Source organism: Demequina aestuarii, assembly GCF_000975095.1.
GTDB lineage: Bacteria > Actinomycetota > Actinomycetes > Actinomycetales > Demequinaceae > Demequina > Demequina aestuarii.
This window is the reverse complement of record NZ_BBRD01000001.1, coordinates 95,005-117,712: the sequence shown is the minus strand read 5'-3', so window position 1 is coordinate 117,712 and position 22,708 is coordinate 95,005. Positions and strand designations below refer to the sequence as shown.

Annotated in this window: 21 protein-coding genes and 1 tRNA gene; 10 read left to right on the top strand and 12 right to left on the bottom strand. The window is 69.6% G+C overall.

All coding sequences use genetic code 11. The annotated features are described in order from the left end of the window. The first annotated feature begins 58 nt into the window (after positions 1-58). A tRNA-Gly gene (locus AOP72_RS00515) sits at positions 59-132 on the top strand. Between the two features lie 24 nt (positions 133-156). On the opposite strand, the gene AOP72_RS00510 is transcribed toward AOP72_RS00515, so the two are convergent. Both AOP72_RS00510 and AOP72_RS00505 read right to left on the bottom strand, forming a co-directional pair. Next, positions 157-1,026, bottom strand: coding sequence for a hypothetical protein (locus AOP72_RS00510; RefSeq protein WP_152650193.1), 870 nt, complete (start codon positions 1,024-1,026; stop codon positions 157-159). Then, the gene (locus tag AOP72_RS00505) at positions 1,023-1,700 is read right to left on the bottom strand and encodes an RNA polymerase sigma factor (RefSeq protein WP_084631060.1); all 678 of its coding nucleotides are present in this window, start codon (positions 1,698-1,700) and stop codon (positions 1,023-1,025) included. Before AOP72_RS00505 ends, AOP72_RS00510 begins: the two co-directional genes overlap by 4 nt. A gap of 130 nt (positions 1,701-1,830) precedes the next feature. Between AOP72_RS00505 and AOP72_RS00500 the strand changes: the two genes are divergently transcribed. Beyond that, positions 1,831-3,213: a UTP--glucose-1-phosphate uridylyltransferase gene (locus AOP72_RS00500; RefSeq protein ID WP_062130914.1), complete on the top strand. Its 1,383-nt coding sequence runs from the start codon at positions 1,831-1,833 to the stop codon at positions 3,211-3,213. 37 nt (positions 3,214-3,250) lie between these two features. On the opposite strand, the gene AOP72_RS00495 is transcribed toward AOP72_RS00500, so the two are convergent. Both AOP72_RS00495 and AOP72_RS00490 read right to left on the bottom strand, forming a co-directional pair. Continuing rightward, on the bottom strand, positions 3,251-4,237 hold the full coding sequence (locus AOP72_RS00495; protein ID WP_062130911.1) for a DUF4190 domain-containing protein: 987 nt from the start codon (positions 4,235-4,237) through the stop codon (positions 3,251-3,253). 699 nt (positions 4,238-4,936) lie between these two features. Further along, positions 4,937-6,781 (bottom strand): bifunctional copper resistance protein CopD/cytochrome c oxidase assembly protein, encoded by a 1,845-nt coding sequence (locus AOP72_RS00490; RefSeq protein WP_062130907.1) that lies wholly within the window; start codon positions 6,779-6,781, stop codon positions 4,937-4,939. A gap of 73 nt (positions 6,782-6,854) precedes the next feature. Between AOP72_RS00490 and AOP72_RS00485 the strand changes: the two genes are divergently transcribed. The 4 genes from AOP72_RS00485 to AOP72_RS00470 are packed head-to-tail and all read left to right on the top strand — an operon-like array spanning position 6,855 to position 10,631. Then, positions 6,855-7,523: a TetR/AcrR family transcriptional regulator gene (locus AOP72_RS00485; RefSeq protein ID WP_084631056.1), complete on the top strand. Its 669-nt coding sequence runs from the start codon at positions 6,855-6,857 to the stop codon at positions 7,521-7,523. A 34-nt stretch (positions 7,524-7,557) separates the two neighbouring features. After that, complete coding sequence (locus tag AOP72_RS00480; RefSeq protein ID WP_152650192.1) at positions 7,558-8,487, top strand: LppM family (lipo)protein; 930 nt, start codon at positions 7,558-7,560, stop codon at positions 8,485-8,487. Next, a complete protein-coding gene (locus AOP72_RS00475) occupies positions 8,484-9,335 on the top strand; it encodes an LppM family (lipo)protein (protein ID WP_062130897.1) in 852 nt (283 codons plus the stop codon). Before AOP72_RS00480 ends, AOP72_RS00475 begins: the two co-directional genes overlap by 4 nt. 27 nt (positions 9,336-9,362) lie before the next feature. Further along, a complete protein-coding gene (locus AOP72_RS00470; RefSeq protein ID WP_193746327.1) occupies positions 9,363-10,631 on the top strand; it encodes an MFS transporter in 1,269 nt (422 codons plus the stop codon). Positions 10,632-10,668: 37 nt separating this feature from the next. Here the strand turns inward: AOP72_RS00470 and AOP72_RS00465 are convergent, their stop codons facing one another. The 4 genes from AOP72_RS00465 to AOP72_RS13490 all read right to left on the bottom strand — a co-directional run bounded on the left by AOP72_RS00465 (position 10,669) and on the right by AOP72_RS13490 (position 15,113). Then, a complete protein-coding gene (locus AOP72_RS00465; RefSeq protein WP_152650191.1) occupies positions 10,669-11,877 on the bottom strand; it encodes a hypothetical protein in 1,209 nt (402 codons plus the stop codon). Next, the gene (manD, locus tag AOP72_RS00460; protein WP_062130887.1) at positions 11,867-13,132 is read right to left on the bottom strand and encodes a D-mannonate dehydratase ManD; all 1,266 of its coding nucleotides are present in this window, start codon (positions 13,130-13,132) and stop codon (positions 11,867-11,869) included. The genes AOP72_RS00465 and manD overlap by 11 nt, the downstream gene beginning before the upstream one ends. A gap of 92 nt (positions 13,133-13,224) precedes the next feature. Next, complete coding sequence (locus AOP72_RS00455) at positions 13,225-14,574, bottom strand: hypothetical protein (protein ID WP_152650190.1); 1,350 nt, start codon at positions 14,572-14,574, stop codon at positions 13,225-13,227. Between the two features lie 5 nt (positions 14,575-14,579). After that, positions 14,580-15,113, bottom strand: a complete 534-nt coding sequence (locus tag AOP72_RS13490; RefSeq protein WP_193746326.1) for an RNA polymerase sigma factor — start codon at positions 15,111-15,113, stop codon at positions 14,580-14,582. A gap of 310 nt (positions 15,114-15,423) precedes the next feature. On the opposite strand from AOP72_RS13490, the gene AOP72_RS00445 reads away from it, so the two are divergent. Then, the gene (locus AOP72_RS00445) at positions 15,424-16,224 is read left to right on the top strand and encodes a phosphotransferase (RefSeq protein ID WP_062130876.1); all 801 of its coding nucleotides are present in this window, start codon (positions 15,424-15,426) and stop codon (positions 16,222-16,224) included. Here AOP72_RS00445 and AOP72_RS00440 read toward each other — a convergent pair. Both AOP72_RS00440 and AOP72_RS00435 read right to left on the bottom strand, forming a co-directional pair. After that, complete coding sequence (locus tag AOP72_RS00440) at positions 16,212-17,420, bottom strand: hypothetical protein (protein ID WP_062130873.1); 1,209 nt, start codon at positions 17,418-17,420, stop codon at positions 16,212-16,214. The two genes, AOP72_RS00445 and AOP72_RS00440, sit on opposite strands and share 13 nt — an antisense overlap. Beyond that, entirely contained in the window at positions 17,410-17,964 is a 555-nt protein-coding gene (locus AOP72_RS00435; RefSeq protein WP_062130870.1) for an RNA polymerase sigma factor, read from the bottom strand. Before AOP72_RS00435 ends, AOP72_RS00440 begins: the two co-directional genes overlap by 11 nt. Positions 17,965-18,079: 115 nt before the next feature. Here AOP72_RS00435 and AOP72_RS00430 point away from each other — a divergent pair, with 115 nt between their 5' ends. The 3 genes from AOP72_RS00430 (at position 18,080) to AOP72_RS00420 (ending at position 20,752) form a co-directional block, all read left to right on the top strand. Next, complete coding sequence (locus tag AOP72_RS00430) at positions 18,080-18,934, top strand: ATP-grasp domain-containing protein (protein WP_062130867.1); 855 nt, start codon at positions 18,080-18,082, stop codon at positions 18,932-18,934. A 68-nt stretch (positions 18,935-19,002) separates the two neighbouring features. Further along, on the top strand, positions 19,003-19,986 hold the full coding sequence (locus AOP72_RS00425) for an ATP-binding cassette domain-containing protein (protein WP_062130864.1): 984 nt from the start codon (positions 19,003-19,005) through the stop codon (positions 19,984-19,986). Position 19,987: 1 nt separating this feature from the next. Next, complete coding sequence (locus tag AOP72_RS00420) at positions 19,988-20,752, top strand: ABC transporter permease (protein WP_062130860.1); 765 nt, start codon at positions 19,988-19,990, stop codon at positions 20,750-20,752. 21 nt (positions 20,753-20,773) lie between these two features. Here the strand turns inward: AOP72_RS00420 and AOP72_RS00415 are convergent, their stop codons facing one another. Beyond that, positions 20,774-21,448, bottom strand: a complete 675-nt coding sequence (locus tag AOP72_RS00415; RefSeq protein ID WP_062130857.1) for a response regulator — start codon at positions 21,446-21,448, stop codon at positions 20,774-20,776. Next, complete coding sequence (locus tag AOP72_RS00410; protein WP_062130854.1) at positions 21,445-22,689, bottom strand: sensor histidine kinase; 1,245 nt, start codon at positions 22,687-22,689, stop codon at positions 21,445-21,447. The genes AOP72_RS00415 and AOP72_RS00410 overlap by 4 nt, the downstream gene beginning before the upstream one ends. Positions 22,690-22,708: the final 19 nt, after the last annotated feature.

Genomic DNA, 22,708 nt, shown 5'->3' with positions numbered 1-22,708 from the left:
TCCCGGCGGTGGAGCGCGCGGCTACTATGGGTGTCCTGCACCGCTGACGGCGGTGCGCGCGGGTGTAGTTCAATGGTAGAACTTCAGCTTCCCAAGCTGATAGCGCGGGTTCGATTCCCGTCACCCGCTCCATTCCCCCGGACGGGAGCGCGAACGCTAACCGTCCTGCGGCACTCTTGAAGACGCGGTCCAGTCCTCCACTCCGCCCAGCGTCCCATCCTCCAGGTACCACGTCAGCGTGTACGGGGCCTGGTCGACGTCATCGATCAACGGCAGGCTCGGCCACCACGCCGCGAAGTAGCCGTTCGAGACCGTGGCGTCCACCACCACCCCATTCGAGAGCGTCACCGTGACCCGCTCGACGTCATCGCCGGCGTAGCCCCAGGAGTCGGCCCAGTTCATGCTCCAGCCTCCGCCGAACCACTGGATCTGGTCCGAGGCAGGTGACGGCACGGTGCCACCGCTGCCGCCACCAGCGCTGCTCATCTCCTGGGAGTGCGGGTCGAGCGGCCGCAGGCATGTGAAGCTCGCTTCGACGCCGCCGGTCTCGGCCGTGAGCAGGGTGTACGTCCAGTCGCCGCGCCGTTCCGCAACAACCGGCACGAGATCATCAAGACGGAGCAGTTCATCACGCGCACCGTCGGGATCACCGGTTCGCGCCATGTCGAGACACGCCGCCGACTGCGCCTCGGCGTCGCCCGGAGTCACGGGCTCCGGCACCGCTCGCCAGCTCGCGTAGGCGGCGGGGATCCAGGTGGCGTCCGAGTCCGGCCACATCGTGACGCCGACGACTCCCGCCGCGGTGATGGCGGCAGCTGCCCCGATTCGCGTCGAGAGACGGCGACGGGCCGACCTCCGCGCGAGAGGGACCACCGCGCCATCGCTCGCAGCTCGGGCGACCTCTTGCGCCTCTCCGGCGGCGCGGACGACGGCCATCACCCGTGCGCGAGTAGCGGCAAGCGCTTCGGAGTCCGTGGACGCGGGCGCGAGGCGCCTGAGTTCGGTGTCCACCGTGTCTGTTCTCATTGGTTCCTCCAGGACAGTCGTGGCGTGGTCAGTGGGCCGGTGGGGGGTTCCGGCGACGGTGGTGTCGGCGGTTCGTCAGGCCGTTCGGCCGATGCGCCGGCGAGCGGCTTGGTGGGAGCGAAGCGCTCGGAGGCGTGGATCAGGCTCGCGATCCTCTTCCGCGCGCGATGAAGCCGCACGTGGAAGGCCGTCGTAGAACACCCCACTACGAGGGCAGCCTGGGCCGCACCCAGACCGTCCCACGCGGTGAGGAGCAGCGCCTCACGCTCGACCTCGGTCAGGCTCGCCATGCCGAGCAGCATGGCCTCGCGTTCGACGACCACGTCCTCAGGGTCGGACGCCGCAGGCGCTGCGACCTCCGCCAGCCGCGCCAACACGGACTCGAGGTTCTGCGCCCGACGCTCAGTCCGACGGGCGACGGAGATGGTGTTGCGGGCGACCACGATGAGCCACGGCAGCGGCTCGGGTGGCACATCATCCAGGCGTCGCCACACCACGAGGAAGGTCTCGGCGACGATCTCCTGCGCAACCTCGGGGCCGACGTGCCGGGCAGCGTAGGCACTGATGCGATGCGCGTAGGAATCCCAGAGCTGCTCGAATCGCACAGCACTGTCCGACGGTGCCTGCGGGCGGGCGCCCAGATGGCCATCGCACAGCTCGTTGTTTCGCTCCATATCGGGAATTGTCCAGGGAGGCGCAGATCCTTACGTCCTCATTTCAAGCAAGCGCACCCCGGCGCCCCTCAGACCGGCACGCGCCGACCCCCCGTGCCCGCATCGGCTGGCCTGCCCTAGGCTCGTGTCCATGAGTGCAACAGGACTTTCACAGGCCCAGGACAAGATGCGCGCCGCTGGCGTGGACCAGGCGGCGATCGACGTCTTCAGCCACTACTACGGCGAGCTCGAGGCTGGCGCGACGGGCCTGATCCGTGAGGACACCATCGAGCCGCTGCTCGAGCCCGACCGGCTCGACGCGGTGGACGTCGACGACGAGGCCCGCCGCGAGGCGCTGGCCAAGACGGCGATCATCAAGCTCAACGGTGGGCTGGGGACGTCGATGGGCATGGACCGCGCCAAGTCTCTGCTGCCAGTGCGCGACGGCAAGAGCTTTCTCGATCTCATCGCCAGCCAGGTGCGGCTCGCGCGCCAGGCGACGGGAGCGCGGCTGCCCCTGGTCCTCATGAACTCGTTCCGCACGCAGAGCGACTCGCTGCGCTCGCTCGGCGCGACCCCCGGAATCCAGGTCGACGGGCTGCCCCTGGACTTCCTGCAGAACCGCGAGCCCAAGCTCCGCGTCGACGACCTCACCCCCGTCGACTGGCCCGCCGACCCCTCTCTCGAATGGTGCCCCCCGGGCCACGGCGACATCTACACCGCGCTGCTCTCGTCGGGAGTGCTCGAGAAGCTGCTGGACGAGGGCTTCCGCTACGCGAGCGCCTCCAACTCCGACAACCTGGGCGCCGTGCCCAATGCGCGCATCGCGGGCTGGTTCGCGCAGTCGGGCGCGCCGTACGCCGCAGAGCTGTGCCGCCGCACCGCCGCCGACCGCAAGGGCGGCCACCTTGCGATCCGCAAGGCCGACGGCCAGTTGATCCTGCGCGACACCGCCCAGACCGCTCCGGAGGAGATGGACTTCTTCACCGACGAGCACCGTCACCCGTTCTTCCACACCAACAACCTCTGGTGGGACCTCGAGGCGCTGCATCAGGCGCTCACCGAACGCGGCGCGGTGCTGGGGCTGCCCCTGATCCGCAACCGCAAGACGGTGGACCCCACGGACCCGACCTCACCCGAGGTGTATCAGGTCGAATCCGCGATGGGAGCGGCGATCGAGGTGTTCGACGGCGCCACGGCGATCGTCGTGGGTCGGGACCGGTTCCTGCCGGTCAAGACCACCAATGACCTGCTGACGCTGCGCTCCGACGCCTACCGGCTGGCCGACGACGGCGCCCTGCGCCTCGATGTCGACGCGGCGCCGCTGGTGGACCTCGACCCGGCGTACTTCAAGACCATGGAGGCGTTCGACGCACGGTTCCCGCACGGTGCGCCGTCGCTGCGCGAGGCCACGTCGCTCACCGTTCGCGGGGACTGGACCTTCGGTGCCGACGTGGTGGTGCGGGGCGCGGCGACGCTCGACGATGCGGGTGAGCCGTCACACGTCGCGGATGGCACCGTCCTCGAGGGCTGACGCCCGTCCGCGCATCGGCCGTGCTGGGTATCGACGGTCAGGAGGATGCGGGGCACAGGCCCGGCGCCATCCCTGACGTCGCCGTGTAGGAGAAGGCCGACTCCTCGCCGCCCTCGTACGAGATCTCGAGGCACCACTCGGACGCTCCGGATCCGGCGATGCCCAGCTCGCGCGCAGCGGTGAGCTGGGCGGGAATCTCGTCACCACCCACGGCGTACCCGCCGTCGGTCTGCGTGACCTCGGGCAACTCGCCGGTCTGCACCGCGAGAGTGGCTGCGGCTGCACCGACGGCGCTGACGTCCTGCTGAGCCTGGACGTCCACGTCGGCAGCGTCCACGGGGGCTGCGACGAGGAACCACACCCCGACCGCGGTGACGATGAGACCGACGTAGCCGAGGAACAGGCCGGCAATGGCGAAACTGCGGTGGTCCGCTCTCCCGCGCTTGGCCGCCGAGAGGCCCAGGTGACCGAGCACGATCGCCACGAGGCTCAGGAGCAGGGCACCGGCGATGAAGGCGGACACGCCCATCCAGGTGCGGTCAGTCGTCGGGGTGTCACCGGGCGCTGAGTCAGGTGCGCCGGCGTCATCGTCGTGGTCGCTCGCGTTCGAGGGCGGCGGGCCCGTGGGCACGGCGACGAGGTCGGGCTCCGGAGCGGGGACCTCATGCATCACCTCCGTGGGCCGTTCGCCCACGGGGTCGAGCAGCTGCGTCTCGTCCTCACCTGGCGCGCTGGCGGATGACGCGGGCTCGGGCTCCGGCTCCGGCGGGACAGCGACCGTCGCGGCCTGCGGCGGCGGGACCGCCGCCCACGGCGCAGTCGCGTCAGGCTCCTCGGCGGCCGATGCGCCCGAGGGTGGCGTCGACGGCGTCGCGGGCGAGGCCGGGGTGGGGGTACTGGTCACCGGGCTGGCGGCTAGGTAGGGGGAGAAGCGCGCAGGCGGCTGGTCCGCGGGTGCGTTCTCCTGGGGCGACTCGTCGCGGCCGTCGGACACCGGCATCGTGGGCTCCCTCGTGGTGGACATCGCTTGCCCTCACAACGTACCCCGCGGTGACGCGCGTGCCGGGGCGGCGGCGCTGACGACACGTGAACCGGGCCGATGGGAGTGCCGCCCGGTGCGGCGACGTCACATGACAGGGCGTGTCGCCGCAGTGCTGAAGCGCGGCTCGCCTACCGTGGACATCAGGACCGCTCGCGGTCCCGGCAAGGCGAAGGCCCCCCGAAGTAAGCGTTCGGGGGGCCTTGCCATGACCGGAGAGTTTTCACGAACTGGGGATAACTCCTCAGTCGTGACGGCCGCGATTGACGATGCGGCAACACCGCCTCGCAAGGCGATGACCTCTCGGTCGATGCATCGGGCCGCCAGGCCCCTGTGCCGTCACCCACAGTTCTCGGAGACCACCCGAAGGTGGCCCCGTCGACGTGGACCGACGTTGTCCGACGCATCCGTCACCTCAGCCCACCGATTGATGACTTACCAGGGGCTTTGGCCCGGTTGACCCGAGCCGCGCACCTGGAGCGCCAGCCCCCGAGGCGATCTCGCGACCTCCCGAGGCGGTGGAACCGAAGTTCCGATGGGACTAGTCGTACTCGCCTCTCCACTGCGCTGCAACCGCTCCGGGGGACTTTTTTTCGTCCACCTCTTCCCCACAGCGTTATCCACCGGATCTACGCGTCGTTCACTCGATGTTCACATGCCTGTGGACAAAATCTGTGGATAACCTCAGGCGTCGCGATCGCGCCTGGCGGTCTCCGCCAGCATGGCGTTGTAGGCGCGCAGCTCGGCGTCGTCATCACGATCGGCCTGCCGGTCCTTGCGTCGCGCCTCGCGCGTGTCGGCCATTCGCCAACCCAGGATCACACCGATGGCGAGCAGCACCACGGGCAGCTCGCCGATGCCCCACGCGATCTGACCGCCGTACTGCTGATCGGTGATCGCATCGGGCCCCCAGTCGCGGCCCATCAGCCCGAACCACCGCGGCGCCAGCAGCACCGTGGAGCTCATCAGTGCGACCCCGAAGAAGGCGTGGAAGGCCATGGTCGCGAAGAGCAGGACGATCCGCATCGGGTACGACGGGCGCTTGGGCACCGGGTCGATGCCCACCAGGGCGTTGGCGAACAGGTAGCCGGCGAGGGTGAAGTGGACGATCATCCACAGGTGCCCCACGTGGTTGCTCAGTGCGAACTCGAACAGCGGGGTGTAGTAGAAGACCACGAGCGAACCCGCGAAGTTCACGGCGGCGACAACGGGGTGGGACAGCACGCGCAGCAGGCGGGAGTCGACGATGCCGCGCAGCCATTCGCGGGGCCCGCGCGAGCGGTCCGTGCGCGCGGGCAGCGCCCGGAGGGCAAGGGTCACGGGGGCGCCGAGCGCGAGTGGGATCGGGGCCACCATCACGAGCAGCATGTGCTCCACCATGTGGCCGGAGAAGGTGACCATGCCGTAGATGGTGGGCGCGCCCTGCGTGATCCACGCGAGCACCGCGAGACCAGACAGGAAGGAGAACGTGCGATACCAGGGCCAGCGATCGCCGCGACGGCTCAGACGCACGGCCCACCGCAGGTAGACCACGGCCGCCGTCCCCACTGCGAACGCGGTGAGGATCTCGAGCCTCCACAGCGCCAACCAGTTCAGGGCCGACGGTGCCGGCGGCAGCGCGTAGCCGGTGAGGGAGTACGCCGGGGTGGGATCCTCGAGGGCCTCGATCGGCACGGGAGGGGCGCTCCCCGACAGCACCACTGCGACGCCGACCACCGCGACGAGCGCGCCCACGTCGACGGCCATCACGCGCCAGAAGCGTTCCCGCACGTCGCGCTCGGACAGGCGCGGCAGGCTCGCCCTGCGGTGCCACGCCGCGAGCGCGACCGCGACCGACATCAGGACCACCTTGAGAACGAGCAGGCGGCCATAGGTGGTCGTGACGAGGTCGGTCGGCGAGCCCAGGCGGACCCAGGCGTTCGCGATGCCGGAGACAATGATCGCCACCGCAGCCCACAGCGCGATCCGGGACCCCCGCTGGACGGCGGCCTTCGCGTCACTGCCCAGCGGGCGGCGCATCAGGAACAGGACTGCGATCACCCCGAGCCACACCGCCGACGCGGCGAGGTGCAGGAACATCGCGCTCACCGCAAGGTGGTGGTCGGCGGCGCCCGCGGCGTGGCCGGTCTGCGCCTGCCACCCCAGCGCCCACACCATGGGCACCAGCGTCCACGCCGATGCCTGCGGACTGCGGACGACTGCTGCGAGCACGGACACGACGATCGCCGCGAGCGCCATGTGCAGGTAGGCCTGTCCCAGGTCGATGGTGGTGACGAACGACCACACCTCTTCGACGAACCGCTCCGGCGCGACGTCCTCGTTGCGGATCCGCGCGTAGGCCGCGAAGACGTACGCGAGCGCGGATGCGGCCCAGGCCGTGGAGGACCAGCGCGCCACGGCGGCCGCGCGACCAGCAGCGGCATGACCCGCCGGCAGCATGACGGCGAGTGCGATCAAGCCTCCTGCAGTCAATGCGAGAGCGACGTCCCGAAGGCCACCGAGAATGGCGACCAGGGCATCGACGGGCATAACGGAATCGTACGCGCGAGGACAGGCCCTCCGGCTCCGCCCCCGGGCGTGACCCGGGCATACACTCCCCCCCATGACTCGCATGAAGCGCCGCGACGCAGTCGAGAACCACGAGCGTCTCCTGGTCGCCGCCTTCGACATCCTTGCCGATCGGGGACCCGACCTTTCGGTCCGCGAGACGGCGCTGCGGTCGGGGCTCGGCGTTGGAACCGCCTACCGCCACTTCGCGACCCACGAGGACCTCATCCGTGCGGCGTACGACCGTGCGCTCACGCAGGTGGGTGCGGTCTTCATGCAGGACACGTCCGCAGACTCGGCGTGGGGCGAGCTCTGCATGCGGCTCGAGGCCGTCACTCTCGCCATCGCCGACGTGCCGGCGGTGCGGACCGTCATGCGCCTCATGCACGAGATCGATCCCTCCTACTCACCGGCCAACGCCGCCGCCGTCGTAGTCGAGAGAGTGATCAGGGCCGCAGAGGAGGAGGGCGCGCTGCGCGCCGGCGTCGCGCCTGCAGACCTGGCCGTCACCGCCTTCGCGCTGGCCAGCCTCGTGGGACGTCCGACCGAGCTCGAGCGCGCGATGCTGCGCCGGCACCTCGCGATCGTCCTCGACGGCCTGCGCGCCGACGGCCCCGCGGGCGAGCTCCCGCCGAGCCCCATGAGCATCGAGGAGTTCCACACGTTCGTGCACCGCGCCAACGGCCCCTCCTTGGACTACCGCCCGCCGGGCGGGGGCGCCTAGACCCGCGACTGGGCCCTGTGGGACAGTGGTCGCCATGAGAACCCTCACCCGCGGGCTTGCGCTCGCCGTCGTGTCCACGCTCGCCCTCACCGGATGCGTCCGAGTCGAGATGAACGTCACCCTCGACGAGGACGACACCGCCAGCGGCGACTTCATCTTCGCCATGTCCCAGGAACTGCTGGAGATCGCTGGGGAGGAGAGCCTCGACGACCTGCTGGGTGGCGAGGAGACCATTCCCGGCGGCACCACGGAGCGCTACGAGTCCGAGGATGAGAACGGCGACGGCAGCCCCGACTTCGTCGGCACCCAGACCACCTTCTCGGGCCTCCCCCTGGAGGAGTTCGACGCGGCCGGCGACGGTCTGCGCATCTTCCGCGACGGCGACGACTACGTGGTCTCCGGCACCGCTGACGACCTCACGGATCAGACTGGCGGCGAGGAGCTGCCCGAGACCGCCTCCGCCACCATGTCCGTGACGTTCCCCGGCACGGTGTCGGACCACAACGGCGAGCTCGACGGCACCACGGTGACGTGGGACCTGCTCGAGCAGAGCGGAGAGCTCCAGGCCCGCGGCTCCGCAAGCGCCGACGGCGGCTTCCCCCTGTGGCTGATCCTCGTGATCGCCGCCCTCGTGGGGATCGGCGCAGGCGTCGCCAGTGTGCTGATCGTGTCGAGCCGACGCAAGTCGGTCGATGAGTCTCAGGTCTCCTCCCCCGAGGCATCGTTCGAGCCCGGCACCGATGCGCCGGCCGGCGACCCCATCGACGCTCCTCCGGTGGTCGCACCCACGCCCGCCGCAGACCCCACGGACCCTGCCGACCCCGCCACCGCATCGGCCGTCCCCGAGACGACGGACGCCGCTCCCGGTGACGCCGCTGACGCGTCGTCCACCGACGACGCAGTCCAGGCAGACGACGCACCGCAGGCCGACGACGAGACCGACGGGGAGGCGCACCGGCCGTGACCACGGTGCTGCGTTGGTCGGGAGCCGCCGCGATCGCGGCGCTCGCCCTCACGGGGTGCGTGCGCACCACCGTCGACACCACGATCGGGGCCGACGGCACGTTCTCTCAGCACTCCGTCGTGGCGTTCTCCGATGACGTCGCGGCGCAGATCGGCGACCAGGCGGGCATGGACATCGGCGCGCTGTTCGAGGACCTGGACAGCTCTCCTGAGCTCGCGGCACTCGAAGAGGAGTACCCGGGCCAGGTGCTCGTCGAGCCGTACGACGACGGTGAGCTCGCTGGTGTGGAGCTCACCCTCACGGACCTGCCGCTCGAGGAGTTCAACGCCGCTGCCGAGCAGACGGCCTCCGGCATCGGTGGCGCCGCCACCCTCACCGAGACCGATGGCCAGTTCATCGTCGAGATGATGTCCCCCGAGGGCGTGGACCTGGACTCGCTCGGCGTCTCCGAGTCGCAGTTGGGGCTGCTCGAGTCGAGCGTCGAGGTCGCGATCACCTATACGTTCCCTGGGCTCGTCGAAGAGGCCACCGCCGGGGAGATCGAGGGCAACTCGGTCACCCTGGGCCTGACGGATCTCGCGAGCGGCCAGGACATCCGCATCGTCGCAGGCGCTGACGACCAGTTCGATTGGGGCCCACTGCTGAAGTGGGGCGGGGTCGTGCTCGCCTTCATCCTCGTGGTGGGCGGCGCCGCCGCGCTGATCATTCAGGACCGGCGCACGCATCGCCGGAGCGCGCTGCCGCCGCCCTCGACGACCTCGGACCCGCACGGGCCCGGAATGCTCGGCGACGCGACGCTCGACGACACGGCCACCGAGGACGACGGGGAACCACGCCCGTCCACCTGACCCCCCGCGCGGTGAGAGCATATGGGGGTGCTCGCCCCGTATCGCACCATCCTTCAACACCCAGGCGCGAAGGCGTTCGCCTTCGCGGGCCTGCTGTCGCGCCTGCCCATCTCGATGTTCAACATCTCGTTCATCCTGATGGTGCAGATCCAATACGACAGCTACGAGATGGCCGGCCGCGTCGCCGCGATCGGCATCGTCGTGTGGGCCCTGCAGACGGTGCCCACGTCCAGGCTGGTCGACCGGCTCGGCCAGCGCGCGGTGATGCTGCCGCTGCTCGGGCTGCACATCATCGGCGTCACGCTGGGGATCTGGACCGCGATGAACAACGGCGCGGAGTGGATCCTGTGGATCGCCGTCATCGTGGCGTCGTTGTCCGGCCCGCTCGGGTCGTTGACGCGCGCCCGGTGGTCCAACATCTTGGAGACCGACGAGGACATCCACACGGCGTTCGCGCTCGAGGGCGTGCTCGACGAGGTGCTGTTCATCACCGGTCCGGCTCTCGCGACGATCCTGGCGACCACCCTATGGGCGCCAGCCGGTCTGGTCGTGTCGGCGGTCGGCACCGTGGTCGGCCTCACAATCCTGCTCTCGCAGCGCGCCACCGAGCCGCCGGCGCGGGGCCGGACCGGCGGCCGAGGGCTGGGGCTGGGGCTTCCCGGCGCCGTCATCGGGGCGGCGTTCATCACGCTCGGACTCGGAACCATGTTCGGGGCGTTCGACATCTCCACCGTCGGCTTCGCGGAGGAGCAGGGTCACAAGACCCTCTCGGGAGTCCTGCTGGGCATCGTGTCCGCCGGGTCGTTCGTGGGCGGCATCCTGTACGGGTCGCGTCACTGGAAGCTGGCCCTGTGGAAGCGCACCGTGTGGGGCACCGTCGCTCTCGCCATCGGTTTCGGACTGCTGACGCTGTCCACCAGCATGGTGATGTTCGCGCTGATCGGCTTCGTGGCTGGCGCCGCGATCGCACCCACGCTGACCAATGCCGACACCATCGTGCAGCGCGTGGTCAAGCGCGACCAGATCACCGAGGGCATGTCGTGGCTGCGGATCGGCATGGGCGTGGGCGTCGCCTTCGGCGCGTGGATCGCGGGCTACCTCGTCGACAACGTGGGCGCGCATGCCGGGCTGTATCTGGCGGCCGGGTCCGCGACGGCGATGGTGGGCATCGCGCTGCTCGCGTCACCGGTAATCAGGCGAGGCACCGACCGGCCGGATGCTCCCGACGCCCACTCGCCCGCCCTCAAGGACGCTGACGAGTGGGTCGAGCAACCGCCGATCCCGCCGAACCTCTGAGCCACTCAACGCCCGATGCGGCGGTCAGGGCAGTTCGTCAGGGCACCTGTGGCGCTGGCATGAGGTCCGTCCAGTCGTCGACATTCGGCGGTCGGGTGCCCTGAGCTTTCACGTCCTCCGTGTAGCTGCCGAGGTCGGTTCCCCCGTCCGAGACGACGTCCTCCGACACCTCAGCAACACTGCCAGCGGCGGGTTCGACTTCCCAGCGGGTGCCATCGACGCTCGAGCATTCCACAAGGATTGAGTCGCCGTTGGGCCCCAAAGGACGGCAGCTCGACGTCGCGTCGAGCGCCGCGAAGACAGTCCGTGTGAACGAGTCATCACCCAAGTCGTGGGCAATCACGATGTGAGTGCGCGCGATCGTCCCCTGACCACCCTCATGGGGGACCATGACGAGAGCGCGTTCGTCCGCGATCGATACCCAGGCCGAGCCCGCCACGTAGCCGGGAGAGACCGCGCCATCAGTGCCGCGGGCGTAGCGCGCAGCCGCGATGTCGAACAACGTCTCGTTCACCGCGCTCGACTCCCATTCGCCCGTGACGGGTGAGTACCAGGCCACTCCACTCGTCGCGCCGAGGAGGGGGTCGATGTCCACCCACAGCCGCGTGCCGTCCGGCGCGACCGCGCGGGGCAGGAAGTCGAGAGCAAGGCTCTCGTCCTCCACCGAGTGACGCGGTCCGGCGCCATCAGTGAAGTCATCCGTGTCCACCGCTCCCGTGAGCAGGTCGACCTCGGCCACGTCCCGCTCCTCAGAGAAGCCCTGCAGGCGCAGCCATGCCTTGCGGTGGCCCGGATCCCAGTCGACGATCGTCGCGTTGGCCGCGTCCCCCAGGTCCGCGATCCGGAATGCGGCGCCGTCGGGCGCGAGCAGATAGAGCCACTGGACTCCTTCGAAGCCCGGGCTCTTCCCCTCAGGGTGAGTGAACTCCAGCGTCGAGTAGATCGCCGTCGACCATGAGTCGTCGACCCAGTCCCAGAGCCACTCCGGCGCCGCGTAGGCGGTGGGCTCGCCCTCGTCCACCGGATCGGCCGGGGTCAGCGCGTCGAGCTCGGTCGGAGGCCACGTGGCCTCCGACGGCGACGGCGACGGGGAGGGGGCCGGGGACTCGGTGGCGGGCGCCGACGGAGGTGGCGTCGTGGCGGGGTCGGGATCGGATGACTGGCACGCGGCCAGCACCATCGCCGTGACGGCGATGAGGGCGACGGCTGCGGCGTCACGTCGACGACGTCGGTGGCTACCAGTCATGGACAGTCCCATCCGCGAGGCGATTGATCGGTAGGTAGGCAGGGTCATAGGCGTGCTCGCGCGCGGCGTCGCGGTCGATCTCGACGCCCAGACCGATTCTCTCGCCGGGGTGCAGGCGGCCGTCCTCGAAGCGGAACGAGGTGCGGAACACCTCGAGCGTCGCTTCTGAGTGGCGCATGTGCTCCTGGATGCCGAAGTTGTGAAGCGCCAGGTCCAGGTGCAGGTGTGCGGCCTGGCCCACGGGCGACACGTCCGTCGGGCCGTGGAACCCCGTCTTGATGCCGTAGATCGACGCAAAGTCCGCCAGCTTCTTGAGGTGGGTGATGCCTCCCGTGTGAGTGACCGCAGAGCGCACGTAGTCCACCAAGCGCTCGGTGATGAGCGTCTGGTAGTCGTGCACCGAATTGAACACCTCGCCGATGGCCAGCGGCACGGTGGTGTGGTCGCGCACGTAGCGCAGGGCGGTGGGGTCCTCGGCGGGGGTGCAGTCCTCGAGCCAGAACAGGTCGTACGGCTCGAGCGAGCGTCCCAGCTGAGCGGCCTCGCGCGGCGTGAGCCGGTGGTGCGCGTCGTGCAGAAGCGGCAGCTCGGCACCGAACTCGGAGCGCACGGCCTCGAACACGCTGGGCACGTGGCGCAGGTAGGCACGGGTGTCCCACGTCTCCTCGACCGGCCGCGCGCGACCCCCGGCGCCACGGCGTGCGGGCTCATAGTCGTAGCGGTCACCGTCCTCGGCACCGTCGCCATCGCCGGCCGATGCGGCCACGCCGTACACGCTGTCCAGGCCGGGTACTCCGGTCTGGACCCTGATCGCGCGGTAGCCCAGGTCGAGGTGCTCGCGGATCGAGTCGAACAGCTCTTCCGTGTCGCGGCCGGAGGCGTGAGCGTAGGCGAGTGCGCCCATCCGCGAGCGCCCGCCGAGAAGTTGGTAGAGCGGCAATTCCGCGACCTTGGCCTTGATGTCCCACAGCGCCATGTCGACGGCGGCGATCGCGGCCATCGTGACCGGGCCGCGTCGCCAGTACGCGCCGCGATAGAGGTACTGCCAGGTGTCCTCGATGTCCATGGCGTCGCGGCCCTTGAGCAGCGGGATCACATGGTCCGCGAGGTACACCGCGACGGCGAGTTCGCGGCCATTCAGAGTGGCGTCCCCCAGGCCGACCACACCGTCGTCCGTGGTGATCTGCAGGGTGACGAAGTTGCGTCCCGGCGAGGTGACGATGACCTCGGCGGACGCGATGGCGGTGGTAGGCATGCGCCCGACTCTATGGCAGGCGCGCCAGGCCAGACCAACGGTGCCAGGGCCGATGCGAGGAACCCCCATCGTGGCCGCCGACCTCGCCACGATTAGCATCCGCACGCTTCACCGTTGGCGCCTTGCGGTGCTGGCTTGCCGAAGTACAGGTCGTAGCGGGCGGCGTCGGCCGGATGCCCTGCCCACGGCTCGTCGTCGTCGACACGGCTCAGTGCCCCCGACCCGCCAAGCGTGATTCGTGCCTGGAAGCCGCGCTTGCCAGTCTCCTCGCGATAGCCGATCCCCACCATGACGGTGTCGGCACCCTCGAAGGCCGCTGAGTACACCGAGGCATCACGTCCGAGCTCGCGGACGACCGTCTCGGAGATGTGATCGGCATCGAGGTCGTACACAAGGAAGCTCTTTCCATCGCGGGACGCCTCGCCGGCCGCGGAGTCGACAGCGCGCTGCAGCAGCACCCGATTGCCGTCGGCCGTCGTCGTGAAGCCCACGAACTTCGGATCCTCGACGAAGTCATCGGCGGTCGGCTCCTGGTCGACGAGGGCGGTCGCCACCCAGCCGTCGTCATCCGCACCATCGCGCCATCGGTAATACTTGAACCCCGCATCCGACTCAGCGCGCCACAGTTCGTCACCGGCAGCATTCGACATCACGAAGCTGTAGTCGTGCGCGGTCTCGCCGTACACCGCCATCACCAGGTCGTCGACGTCACCAGTGCGAAGATCGACCACCGCCCCTCGACCGGTGTGCTCGTCGCCATCGACGTTGCGCCACCACATCGACGCCGTGCCCTGCTGCTCGCGCCACGACGTGACGCGAGGGCTCGCCCACATCCGCTCGGGGAGCTCGCGCAGTTCGAAGTGCACGTCCTCTGGGCTCACCAGATACAGCACGGCCGGTGGCAGCGGATTCTCGAAGTGACCGATGTTCCACGTCACTGACACCACGTCGAGAGCCCACCCCTCGCCCACCGCTTCCCACACCCAGTCCTCCATCACATGGGCGCGCGGGTACATCGTGGCCTCGCGATCGGCGTCCCCCGGCACGATCGCGCCGCGGTCGGCGGCGAGCGCCGGGTAGGCATCGTCCGCGATCCCGTCGGGGCTGTCGTCGAAGCGCGGGTCCGCGGACGGCTCGGTCGGCGTCATGGGCGAAGGAGAGATCGAAGGCTCTGGTGACGGGTTGTACGGCACACTCGACTCGGGCGACGACGAGAGATTGGGCAGCGCAGGCTCAGCGCGGTTCGTGGTCGTGAGGCCGTATGCACCCACGCCGATCGCACCGATCGCCAGCACGGCTGCCGCCCCCGTCGCGAGAGCTCGCACCTGACGGCGCCGCCGAGCGGACCTCCGCACCCGGGCCACGAGCTCGGGCCCCGTGGAGGGCAGCGACGCACGCACCGCCTCCCGCTCGCTCACCAGCATTCTCTGCAGCTCGTCCATCACCGTCACCTCGCCTCCACCGGGGCGAACGGCGCGCCTGCGTCGCTGTCCGTGCCCAGTGCCGTGTTCAACTTCTTGATGCCGTCATGCACGTAGCGCTTGACGGAGCCGACCGCGATGCCGAGCTCCGCCGCCGTCTCCTCGGCGGAGTGATGTTCCAGGTATCGCAACACCACGCACGCTCGCTCACGGGGCGTGAGCAGGTCGAGTGCGCGTTCGACGTCCGTCTTGTGCTCGGCCAGCAGTTCCGGTCCCGCCGCTGGATCGGACTCATGAGCTCCCACCCGCTGCACAGCCCTGCGCTCGGCGGCCCGGCGGCGAGTTCCGTCGATGAAGCGTGACGAGATCACCCGACGGGTGTAGGTCTCGGCCGCGATGAGCGAGGGGAATGTGCGCAATCGTCCGAACGTCGCGATGAGCGCATCCTGCACCAGGTCCTCGGCCTTCGCCGTGTCGCCCGTGAGCATGCGCGCATACGCCACCAGATGGCGATAGCGCTGCGCCATGAGCTCATCGAGCATCGGCTCCCAACGCGGCATCGTGTGACCCCCTCTTCTTCTCGGTACGTGCGTAGAACGAACTCGGTGTCCTCGCGGTTGGGAACGACTTTCGCGGGAGCCATCTGGCGCGACTGGGACCTTGGTCCTCGGACGGCCCATCGCACCCGCCATAGTCTCGGAGGTGTCGTCAGGTAGCTGGAGAAGCTGCCGACATCGACGTGGCGCAGGCGGCCATCCGGGGACTAGGCCGCCTGCGCCGCTACACGTCCGGGGTTCGGCGCCCCTCCTCCCTCCCCTGGGGCGCCGGGCCCGGATCGTTCTTCGATGAGGCACCGGTACCGTCACTCTCATGGACGACTCCACTGAGGTGCTCGCGGGCGGCAATATGAGCGGCCCCGTTGTACGCATCGGCGATCGAGTGCACCGCATGGCTGGCCCCCAAGCCGCCACCATCCACCGGCTGCTCGCTCACGTGCGCGCGCAGGGCGTCACCTGGGTGCCGCGCGTGCACGGCTTCGACGAGACCGGCCGCGAGGTCCTCGACTTCATCCCCGGCGACGTGGTCCACGACCTTCCCGAGTGGCTGTGGGACGAGACCGTGCTGGCGGCAGCCGCATCGGCCCTCCGCGCGTGGCACGATGCGACGGTCAGCTTTGAACGCACGCCCACGGACGTATGGTGGCAGCCGGCTCGAGAGCCGCAGGAGGTGATCTGCCACGCCGACTTCGCGCCCTACAACCACGTGTTCCGCGATGGCAGCTGGGTGGGTGCCATCGACTTCGACCTGTGCTTCCCGGGGCCGCGAGTGTGGGACCTGGCCTATACCGCGTACCGCTACGTGCCGCTCACTCCGCATACGGCCGATGCGGTCCCCGACGGGGACTCGTGGGGGCGCTCCGAGTTCTCCCACGACCAGCAGCGGCGGCGGCTCGCGGTGTTCCTCGACGCGTACGGGGCCGTCGACGGCACACCCGTGACGACCGCCGCGGTGCTCGCCGCGCTGCCCGAGCGACTCGAGGCGATGGCGGACTGGTGCGACGTTCAGGACAGCGCAGATCTGCGCCGCAACGGCGTGATGTACCGCTCCCACGCACGGTGGGTCGAGACGGGCGCACTCACGACGAACGGAGCCGCCCCTCAGCCCGAGTAACTCTCGGGCGCGCGTTCGCCCCTGGGGTCGATGAGGTAGTTGCCGTCGTCGCACTCGGCGACGACACGGGCGCCGACCATGGGCGCGATCTCCTCGCCGCTCGGACCTCGCGGTGCCCAGCAGGCCTGATCGTCAGGCAACTGGGGCGTCACCTCGGTGACTGTGTTGGCATCGATGTCGTGCCATAGCCACCGAGAGTCACCGAGGGTCCGACCCTCGTCTTCGCTCCAGTCCACGTCAAGCACCTCGTACACCGCGACCGAGAAATCGTCCGCGATCCACGATTCCGCCAGCCGTTCGCCCGTCCGGTCACCCCAGCCGTCGGCCCACTGGCGCTCGAGCCATGCGAACGCGAGACTCTCGATGAAGCCGCCGTTCTGGTCACGGAACATGACCACGTAAGGCGGCGCGAAGTACGAGATTCGCGCCCACACCTCGGCACCACTTGGTGCGTCGCCGACCCGGCGGACGGAGCCCATGCCGTCGTCCGTACGCAGACGCTGCGGGATGTCCGCTCCAGCCCAGTTCGACGCCAGTGAGCCATCCTGCAGGTCCATCTGCACGACTTCGAAGCCATCGCCCCCCTCATGACGCTCCAGCCACGCGATGCGCCGCGCGGGGTCCCAATGCCCCACGTAGATGCCGTAGTCCAGGCGCAAGGGGAAGAGACGCATGATCGTGCCGTCAGGCGCACTCAAGAGCAATGACTGCGCTTCGAGGTCGTACAGGGGCTCACCGACCTGGTGTGTCTCGAGTGTCCATTCCTCGTCCACGTACTGCCAGACCCACGCCTCCATGGCCCGCGCTCGCGGCTCCCCGGGGTGTTGATCGGTGAGATAGGGGGGCCTGTCGGCCTCGGGCACGTCGGACCACGTCTCTGGCTCGGCCGCGCGTGACGCATCGGGAACGGGAGTGGTCGGCGTAGGGGAAGGCTTCGGCGTCTGCACAGCGGTGGTGGAAGGACTTGGCGTGACCGCCGGCTCGGCTCCGTCGACCGCTGTCAAGGAGTAACCGGCGATCGCGAGCGCGGGCACGGCGACGAGCGCGACCGCTCCCACGGCCACCGCCCGGTGCCGACGGCGCGTGCGCACCGACCTGACCGCTGTCGCCGCTGCGCGGTCACGGTCAGCGTGCGACGCGGCCGCCGCTTCGGCCTGCAGGGCCGCATCGAACATCGAGAAGAGATCATCCGCCATGGCTGTGCCTTCCCTCTACCGGAACGGCCGGCATCTCCCGTCGGGGATCGGCCTCCGTCCCCAGCAGTTCGTTGAGCCGCTTCACGCCGTCGGAGACGTAGCGCTTCACCGTGCCTTCTGCGATTCCGAGGGCGTGCGCCGTCTCCGCGGTCGAGAGACGCTCGAGGTACCTGAGCACCACGCACGCACGCTCGCGCGGGGACAACTCCTGAAGGGCACGGGCGAGGTCCGTACGCAGCACCACGTCCTGTTCGGGCCCGGCGATCTCGCTGCCGGTGACGACCTGCAGGTCGGTGGCGAGTCGGCGCTGTCGGACGGACCGGCGCTTCTCGTCGATGAAACGCGACGCGATGGCTCGGCGCACGTAGGCTTCGGCGGCCTCGGTGCCAGGCAGGTGTCGCCCCGAGCTGTAGGTCGCGACGAGCGCCTCTTGCACGAGGTCTTCAGCGTTCGCTCGCTGCCCCGTCAGCAGCTGCGCATACGCCAGCAGGACGTGGTGACGCGACTGGACGAGCCCGTCCAGCTCCCGTTGCCATCGCCTCATGTGCGTGTCTGACTTTCCCTCATACCGTGACCACGTTCCTCACAGCCGATCGGTTGGGGCGAGTCTTGCATGACCTATGCGAGGGACATTGCGCCAGAGTCGATAGCCTCGATCCATGAGCCCCCGGATCGCCATCGTGACCACCGTCGAGATGCCCGTGCCCGACGCCGACGAAGAGCTGCTGCTTCCGCTCATGCCGGAGGCCGAGCTCGTGGCATGGGACGATCCGGGCGTCGACTGGTCCCGATTCGACCTGACGCTGCTGCGCTCGACCTGGAACTACACCGAGCACCTTGAGCACTTCCTCGCGTGGGCCGAGCGGGTGAGCCAGGTGTCACGCCTGATGAACCCGGTCGAGACCATTCGCTGGAACACCGACAAGCGCTACCTCGACGATCTCGCGGCGCAGGGCTTCGCGACCGTTCCGACGGTCTTCGTCGAGCCCGGGCAGGCGGCCGATGCGCGCGCCCTGGAGGCCCACGTCGTCGTCAAGCCCTCGGTGGGCGCCGGGTCGAGCGGCGCGAAGATGTTCCGCGACGACCCGGCCAGCGCATCGGCGCACCTCGATGCCCTGCACGCGGATGGGCGCACCGCGATGATCCAGCCGTACCTGAGCGCGGTGGACACCGCTGGCGAGACGGCGCTGATCTACGTGGGAGGCGAGTTCTCTCACGCCGCGCGCAAGGCGGCCATCCTGTCGAAGGGCATGTCCTGGTCGACGGGGCTCTACGCGGACGAGAAGGTCGTGGGCACCGACGCCACCGCGGCCGAGCGCATGCTCGCCGACCGCATCGTCGCCACCCTGCCCGATCTTGCCTATGCGCGTGTGGACCTGCTGCCCACCGACGCCGGTCCCGTGGTGCTCGAGCTGGAGCTCACCGAGCCGAGCCTCTTCCTCGCGCTGGGCGAGGGCGCCGCGGAGCGGGCGGCGACATCCTTCTGCGCCCTCGCGCTACCCCCGTCACTGTAGGAAGGTCTGTCGCACCCTCGCACTAGCCTGATGCTTGGCTTTCCACGCAACCCCGGAGGTACCACCACATGAGCGCACCGGTCATCGAGGCGCGCGCCCTGCGCAAGACGTACAAGGTGCGCGGCCGCGGCAAAGAGGCTCCGCGCACCGTGGAGGCAGTCAAGGGCGTCGACATCACGATTGACGAGGGCGAGATCGTGGGCTTCCTGGGCCCCAACGGAGCTGGCAAGACCACCACTCTGCGCATGCTCACCACACTGCTCAACCCCAGCGGCGGCACGGCGACCGTCAACGGCCACGACCTCGCCAAGGACCCGGTGAGCGTGCGACGCTCGATCGGGTACGTCGCCCAGATGGGCACCACCGATCCCAGCGCGGTCGCGGGTGAGGAGCTCGTGGACCAGGCCCGGCTGTACGGCATTGACCGCAAGGTCGCCGCCGATCGCGGCAAGGCGCTGCTGAGCGGTCTCGACCTGGACGGTATCTGGGAGCGCAAGTGCGGCACGCTGTCGGGCGGACAGCGGCGCCGCCTGGACATCGCGATGGGGTTGATCCACGAACCGCGCATCGTGTTTCTCGACGAGCCTTCGACAGGCCTGGACCCACAGTCGCGCGCGAACCTGTGGGACCACATCCGCCGCGTGCGCGATGACTTCCATACGACCGTATTCATCACCACTCACTACATGGACGAGGCCGACGCGCTGAGCGACCGCCTGCTGGTGATCGATCACGGGGAGATCGTCGGCAAGGGAACGGCCGAGGAGCTCAAGCGGTCTGTGGGGGGCGACCAGGTGCTGCTCACCTCGACGAGCGCCGATGCGGCGCGCGCCTTGGCGCGCGCGGCCACCGCGATCCTGGGCGACCTTCCCGCAGAAGTGGACGGAGACGAGGTTCGCCTGACCGTTCCGGACGGCGCATCGGCGCTGCCCAAGCTGCTGCGTGAGCTCGGAGCATCGCACGACGTGGAGGGCGTCGCGGTACGCCGTCCCACGCTGGACGACGTGTTCCTGACGATGACCGGGCGCTCGCTGCGCGACGAGGAGAACTGACATGACGATCGCTCGCGACACCTGGATCATCTTCACGCGCGCCATGCGGCTGAGCCTGCGCCAGCCCGTGTGGGTCGTGTTCGGGCTGCTGCAGCCCATCCTGTACCTCGCACTGTTCGGTCCGCTGCTCGAGACCATCGCCGACACCCGCGCCTTTGGCGAGGATGTCGACGCCTGGCAGATCTTCGTCCCCGGTCTGCTCGTGCAGTTGGGACTGTTCGGCGCGAGCTTCGTCGGCTTCGGGCTCATCTCAGAGTGGCGCTCCGGAGTGATCGAGCGCATGCGCGTCACACCTGCGTCACGAGCCTCGCTGCTGCTGGGCCGGGTCATGCGCGACGTGGTGGTGCTGCTGGTGCAGGGAACGATCCTGGTGCTGGTGGCGCTGCTGTTCGGGCTGCGTGCACCGTGGTGGGCGCTCGTCGCGGGCGTGGGGACAGTCGCTCTCCTGGGTGGGTGCTTCGCGTCGCTCAGTTACGCCGTGGCGCTCACGCTGAAGTCAGAGGACTCCTTTGCCCCACTGCTCAACGGCGTGGCGCTGCCGTTGCTGCTGCTGTCCGGAATCCTGCTGCCGATGTCGCTGGCCCCGCGCTGGCTGCAGCTGCTCTCCGACGCCAACCCTCTCAAGCACGTGGTGGAGGGCGTTCGTGCCATGTTCCGCGGAGAGCTCACCGACCCGGTGGCCCTGTGGGGCGTGGCCATCACGGTGGCCCTGGTGCTCTTCGGCATCGCCATCGGCACACGAGTGTTCCGGCGCCAGAGCGCGTAGTACGGAGTCCGGCACCCGGTGTCACGGCTCGACCAGCCCTGCCTCGTAGGCGACGATCACCGCCTGCACGCGATCCCGGACGCCCAGCTTGGCGAGGATCCGGCCCACATGGGTCTTGACCGTCGCCTCCGCGACGAACAATTCGGCGGCGATCTCTGCGTTCGAGTGCCCCGTCGCCACGGCTCGCAGCACCTCGGTCTCTCGTGGCGACAGAGCGTCCAGTCGGGTGTCGCCCGTGGAGGCGGGCGCATCGGCCTTGGGCAGGCGGTCCGCGAACATCTCGAGCATGCGCCGAGTGACGCGGGGCGTCATCACCGCGTCCCCGGAAGCAACGGAGCGGATCGCCTCCACCAGCTCCGCTGGCCGTGCATCCTTGAGGAGGAAACCGCTCGCGCCCGCGCGGAGCGCCCCGAACGCGTACTCGTCCAGGTCGAACGTCGTGAGCACCAGCACCCGGGTCTCGGGGTGCTCCGCGACGATGAGGCGCGTCGCCTCGATGCCGTTCATGCTGGGCATCCGCACGTCCATCAGCACCACGTCGGGGCGCAGCGCCCGCACCTGCGCGACGGCGGTCGTACCGTCTCCCGCCTCTCCGACCACGTCGAGATCGTCCTCACCCGCCAGGACGAGCGAGAAGCCCATGCGCACCAAGGCCTGATCGTCGACCAGGAGAACGCGCAGTCGGGGGGACGTCATGGGGCCTCCTCCACGGGCAGCTCAGCCGTCACGCGCCAGCCGTGGCCCAAGGGACCCGCATCGACGGTGCCGCCCAGGAGCGCCACGCGTTCGCGCATCCCGATGAGACCCAGGCCGGCGCCCTCAGACTCCGCGCCCCGCTCAGCCGCTCCCTGATCGACCACCGTCACGATCCACCGACCCGGTTCGTGACGGATCACCAGGCTCACCCCGGCGGTCCCCGGGGCGTGCCGCAAGACATTGGTGAGCGACTCCTGGACCACCCGGTAGAGCGCCAGGCGCACACCGGTGTGCTCTGGCAGTGCGAGTCCAAGACCCTCGGCGCTCACCGGCAACCCGGCGGCCCGGAATCCCTCGACGACCTCGCGCAGATCACGGCTCTCCCCGGCCGGGCCCATCGGAGCCTCCCCATCCGCCACGGCGCCGAGCACTCGGCGCATGTCGCTCAGCGCCGCGCGCCCCGTGCGCGAAAGCTCACCGAGCGCGACCCGGGCCTGATCGGGCTGACGGTCGAGTGCCACCGACGCGCCGTCGGCGAGTCTCACCATCACGGACACGCTGTGCGCGACCACGTCGTGCACCTCCCGAGCGATGCGGGCGCGTTCCTCGGCCCGCGCCACCTGAGCCTGCCGATCCCGGTCGCGTTCGAGAGCGGCAGCGCGTTCGACGAGGCCTGCCATGCGTTCCCGCCGCAGGCGCACGCTGATCCCGAAAGCGACGCCCACAAGCGCGAGCGTCACGATTCCGAACGTGTTCGTGATCCGTTCGTCCACCAGCGCGATCGACGTGCCGTCGTCTGTCCTGAATGCTGCGGGTGAGTCATCCTGCACGAGCCAGATCGTCACCGTCGCGCCAGCGACCGCCGCCGCTGCCGACCACCATGTCTCCGTGGGCGGCCGCGCCACGGCCAGGGCATACAGCGCGAGCGCAATGCCGAGCTCCGTGCCGCCGAGCTGCCCCACTGTCAGCAGGGACACTCCGGCCATGACCACGAATGCCGCGACGACCCACGTGGGGCGCCTGCGGCGCAGGAGAAGCGCACCTGCACCGGCCGCCGCCACAAGGGCGGCGACCGGTGCGCTGAGCGGGTGATACGGGTCGGGAGCGGCCAGGACGACATTGAGAACGTAGAACGCGGACACGGCGACATCCACCAGCCGCGGATGAGCGCGGAGGTAGCGGCGCACGGGGCCGAGCCGACGGCCGTCCGGCTCGACGACGTGAGCCCGTTCCGCGGTCACCGTGACCTCCCGTTCCGTC

What these genes read in the sequence shown, in the direction of transcription:
- AOP72_RS00495 (WP_062130911.1), bottom strand. Translation starts at nt 4,237, where the DNA reads ATGTCCACCACGAGGGAGCCCACGATGCCGGTGTCCGACGGCCGCGAC.
- AOP72_RS00425 (WP_062130864.1), top strand. Translation starts at nt 19,003, where the DNA reads ATGAGCGCACCGGTCATCGAGGCGCGCGCCCTGCGCAAGACGTACAAG.
- AOP72_RS00445 (WP_062130876.1), top strand. Translation starts at nt 15,424, where the DNA reads ATGGACGACTCCACTGAGGTGCTCGCGGGCGGCAATATGAGCGGCCCC.
- AOP72_RS00435 (WP_062130870.1), bottom strand. Translation starts at nt 17,964, where the DNA reads ATGAGGCGATGGCAACGGGAGCTGGACGGGCTCGTCCAGTCGCGTCAC.
- AOP72_RS00510 (WP_152650193.1), bottom strand. Translation starts at nt 1,026, where the DNA reads ATGAGAACAGACACGGTGGACACCGAACTCAGGCGCCTCGCGCCCGCG.
- AOP72_RS00505 (WP_084631060.1), bottom strand. Translation starts at nt 1,700, where the DNA reads ATGGAGCGAAACAACGAGCTGTGCGATGGCCATCTGGGCGCCCGCCCG.
- AOP72_RS00420 (WP_062130860.1), top strand. Translation starts at nt 19,988, where the DNA reads ATGACGATCGCTCGCGACACCTGGATCATCTTCACGCGCGCCATGCGG.
- AOP72_RS00480 (WP_152650192.1), top strand. Translation starts at nt 7,558, where the DNA reads ATGAGAACCCTCACCCGCGGGCTTGCGCTCGCCGTCGTGTCCACGCTC.
- AOP72_RS00430 (WP_062130867.1), top strand. Translation starts at nt 18,080, where the DNA reads ATGAGCCCCCGGATCGCCATCGTGACCACCGTCGAGATGCCCGTGCCC.
- AOP72_RS13490 (WP_193746326.1), bottom strand. Translation starts at nt 15,113, where the DNA reads ATGCCGCGTTGGGAGCCGATGCTCGATGAGCTCATGGCGCAGCGCTAT.
- AOP72_RS00415 (WP_062130857.1), bottom strand. Translation starts at nt 21,448, where the DNA reads ATGACGTCCCCCCGACTGCGCGTTCTCCTGGTCGACGATCAGGCCTTG.
- AOP72_RS00485 (WP_084631056.1), top strand. Translation starts at nt 6,855, where the DNA reads ATGACTCGCATGAAGCGCCGCGACGCAGTCGAGAACCACGAGCGTCTC.
- AOP72_RS00490 (WP_062130907.1), bottom strand. Translation starts at nt 6,781, where the DNA reads ATGCCCGTCGATGCCCTGGTCGCCATTCTCGGTGGCCTTCGGGACGTC.
- AOP72_RS00440 (WP_062130873.1), bottom strand. Translation starts at nt 17,420, where the DNA reads ATGGCGGATGATCTCTTCTCGATGTTCGATGCGGCCCTGCAGGCCGAA.
- AOP72_RS00455 (WP_152650190.1), bottom strand. Translation starts at nt 14,574, where the DNA reads ATGGACGAGCTGCAGAGAATGCTGGTGAGCGAGCGGGAGGCGGTGCGT.
- manD (WP_062130887.1), bottom strand. Translation starts at nt 13,132, where the DNA reads ATGCCTACCACCGCCATCGCGTCCGCCGAGGTCATCGTCACCTCGCCG.
- AOP72_RS00500 (WP_062130914.1), top strand. Translation starts at nt 1,831, where the DNA reads ATGAGTGCAACAGGACTTTCACAGGCCCAGGACAAGATGCGCGCCGCT.
- AOP72_RS00465 (WP_152650191.1), bottom strand. Translation starts at nt 11,877, where the DNA reads ATGACTGGTAGCCACCGACGTCGTCGACGTGACGCCGCAGCCGTCGCC.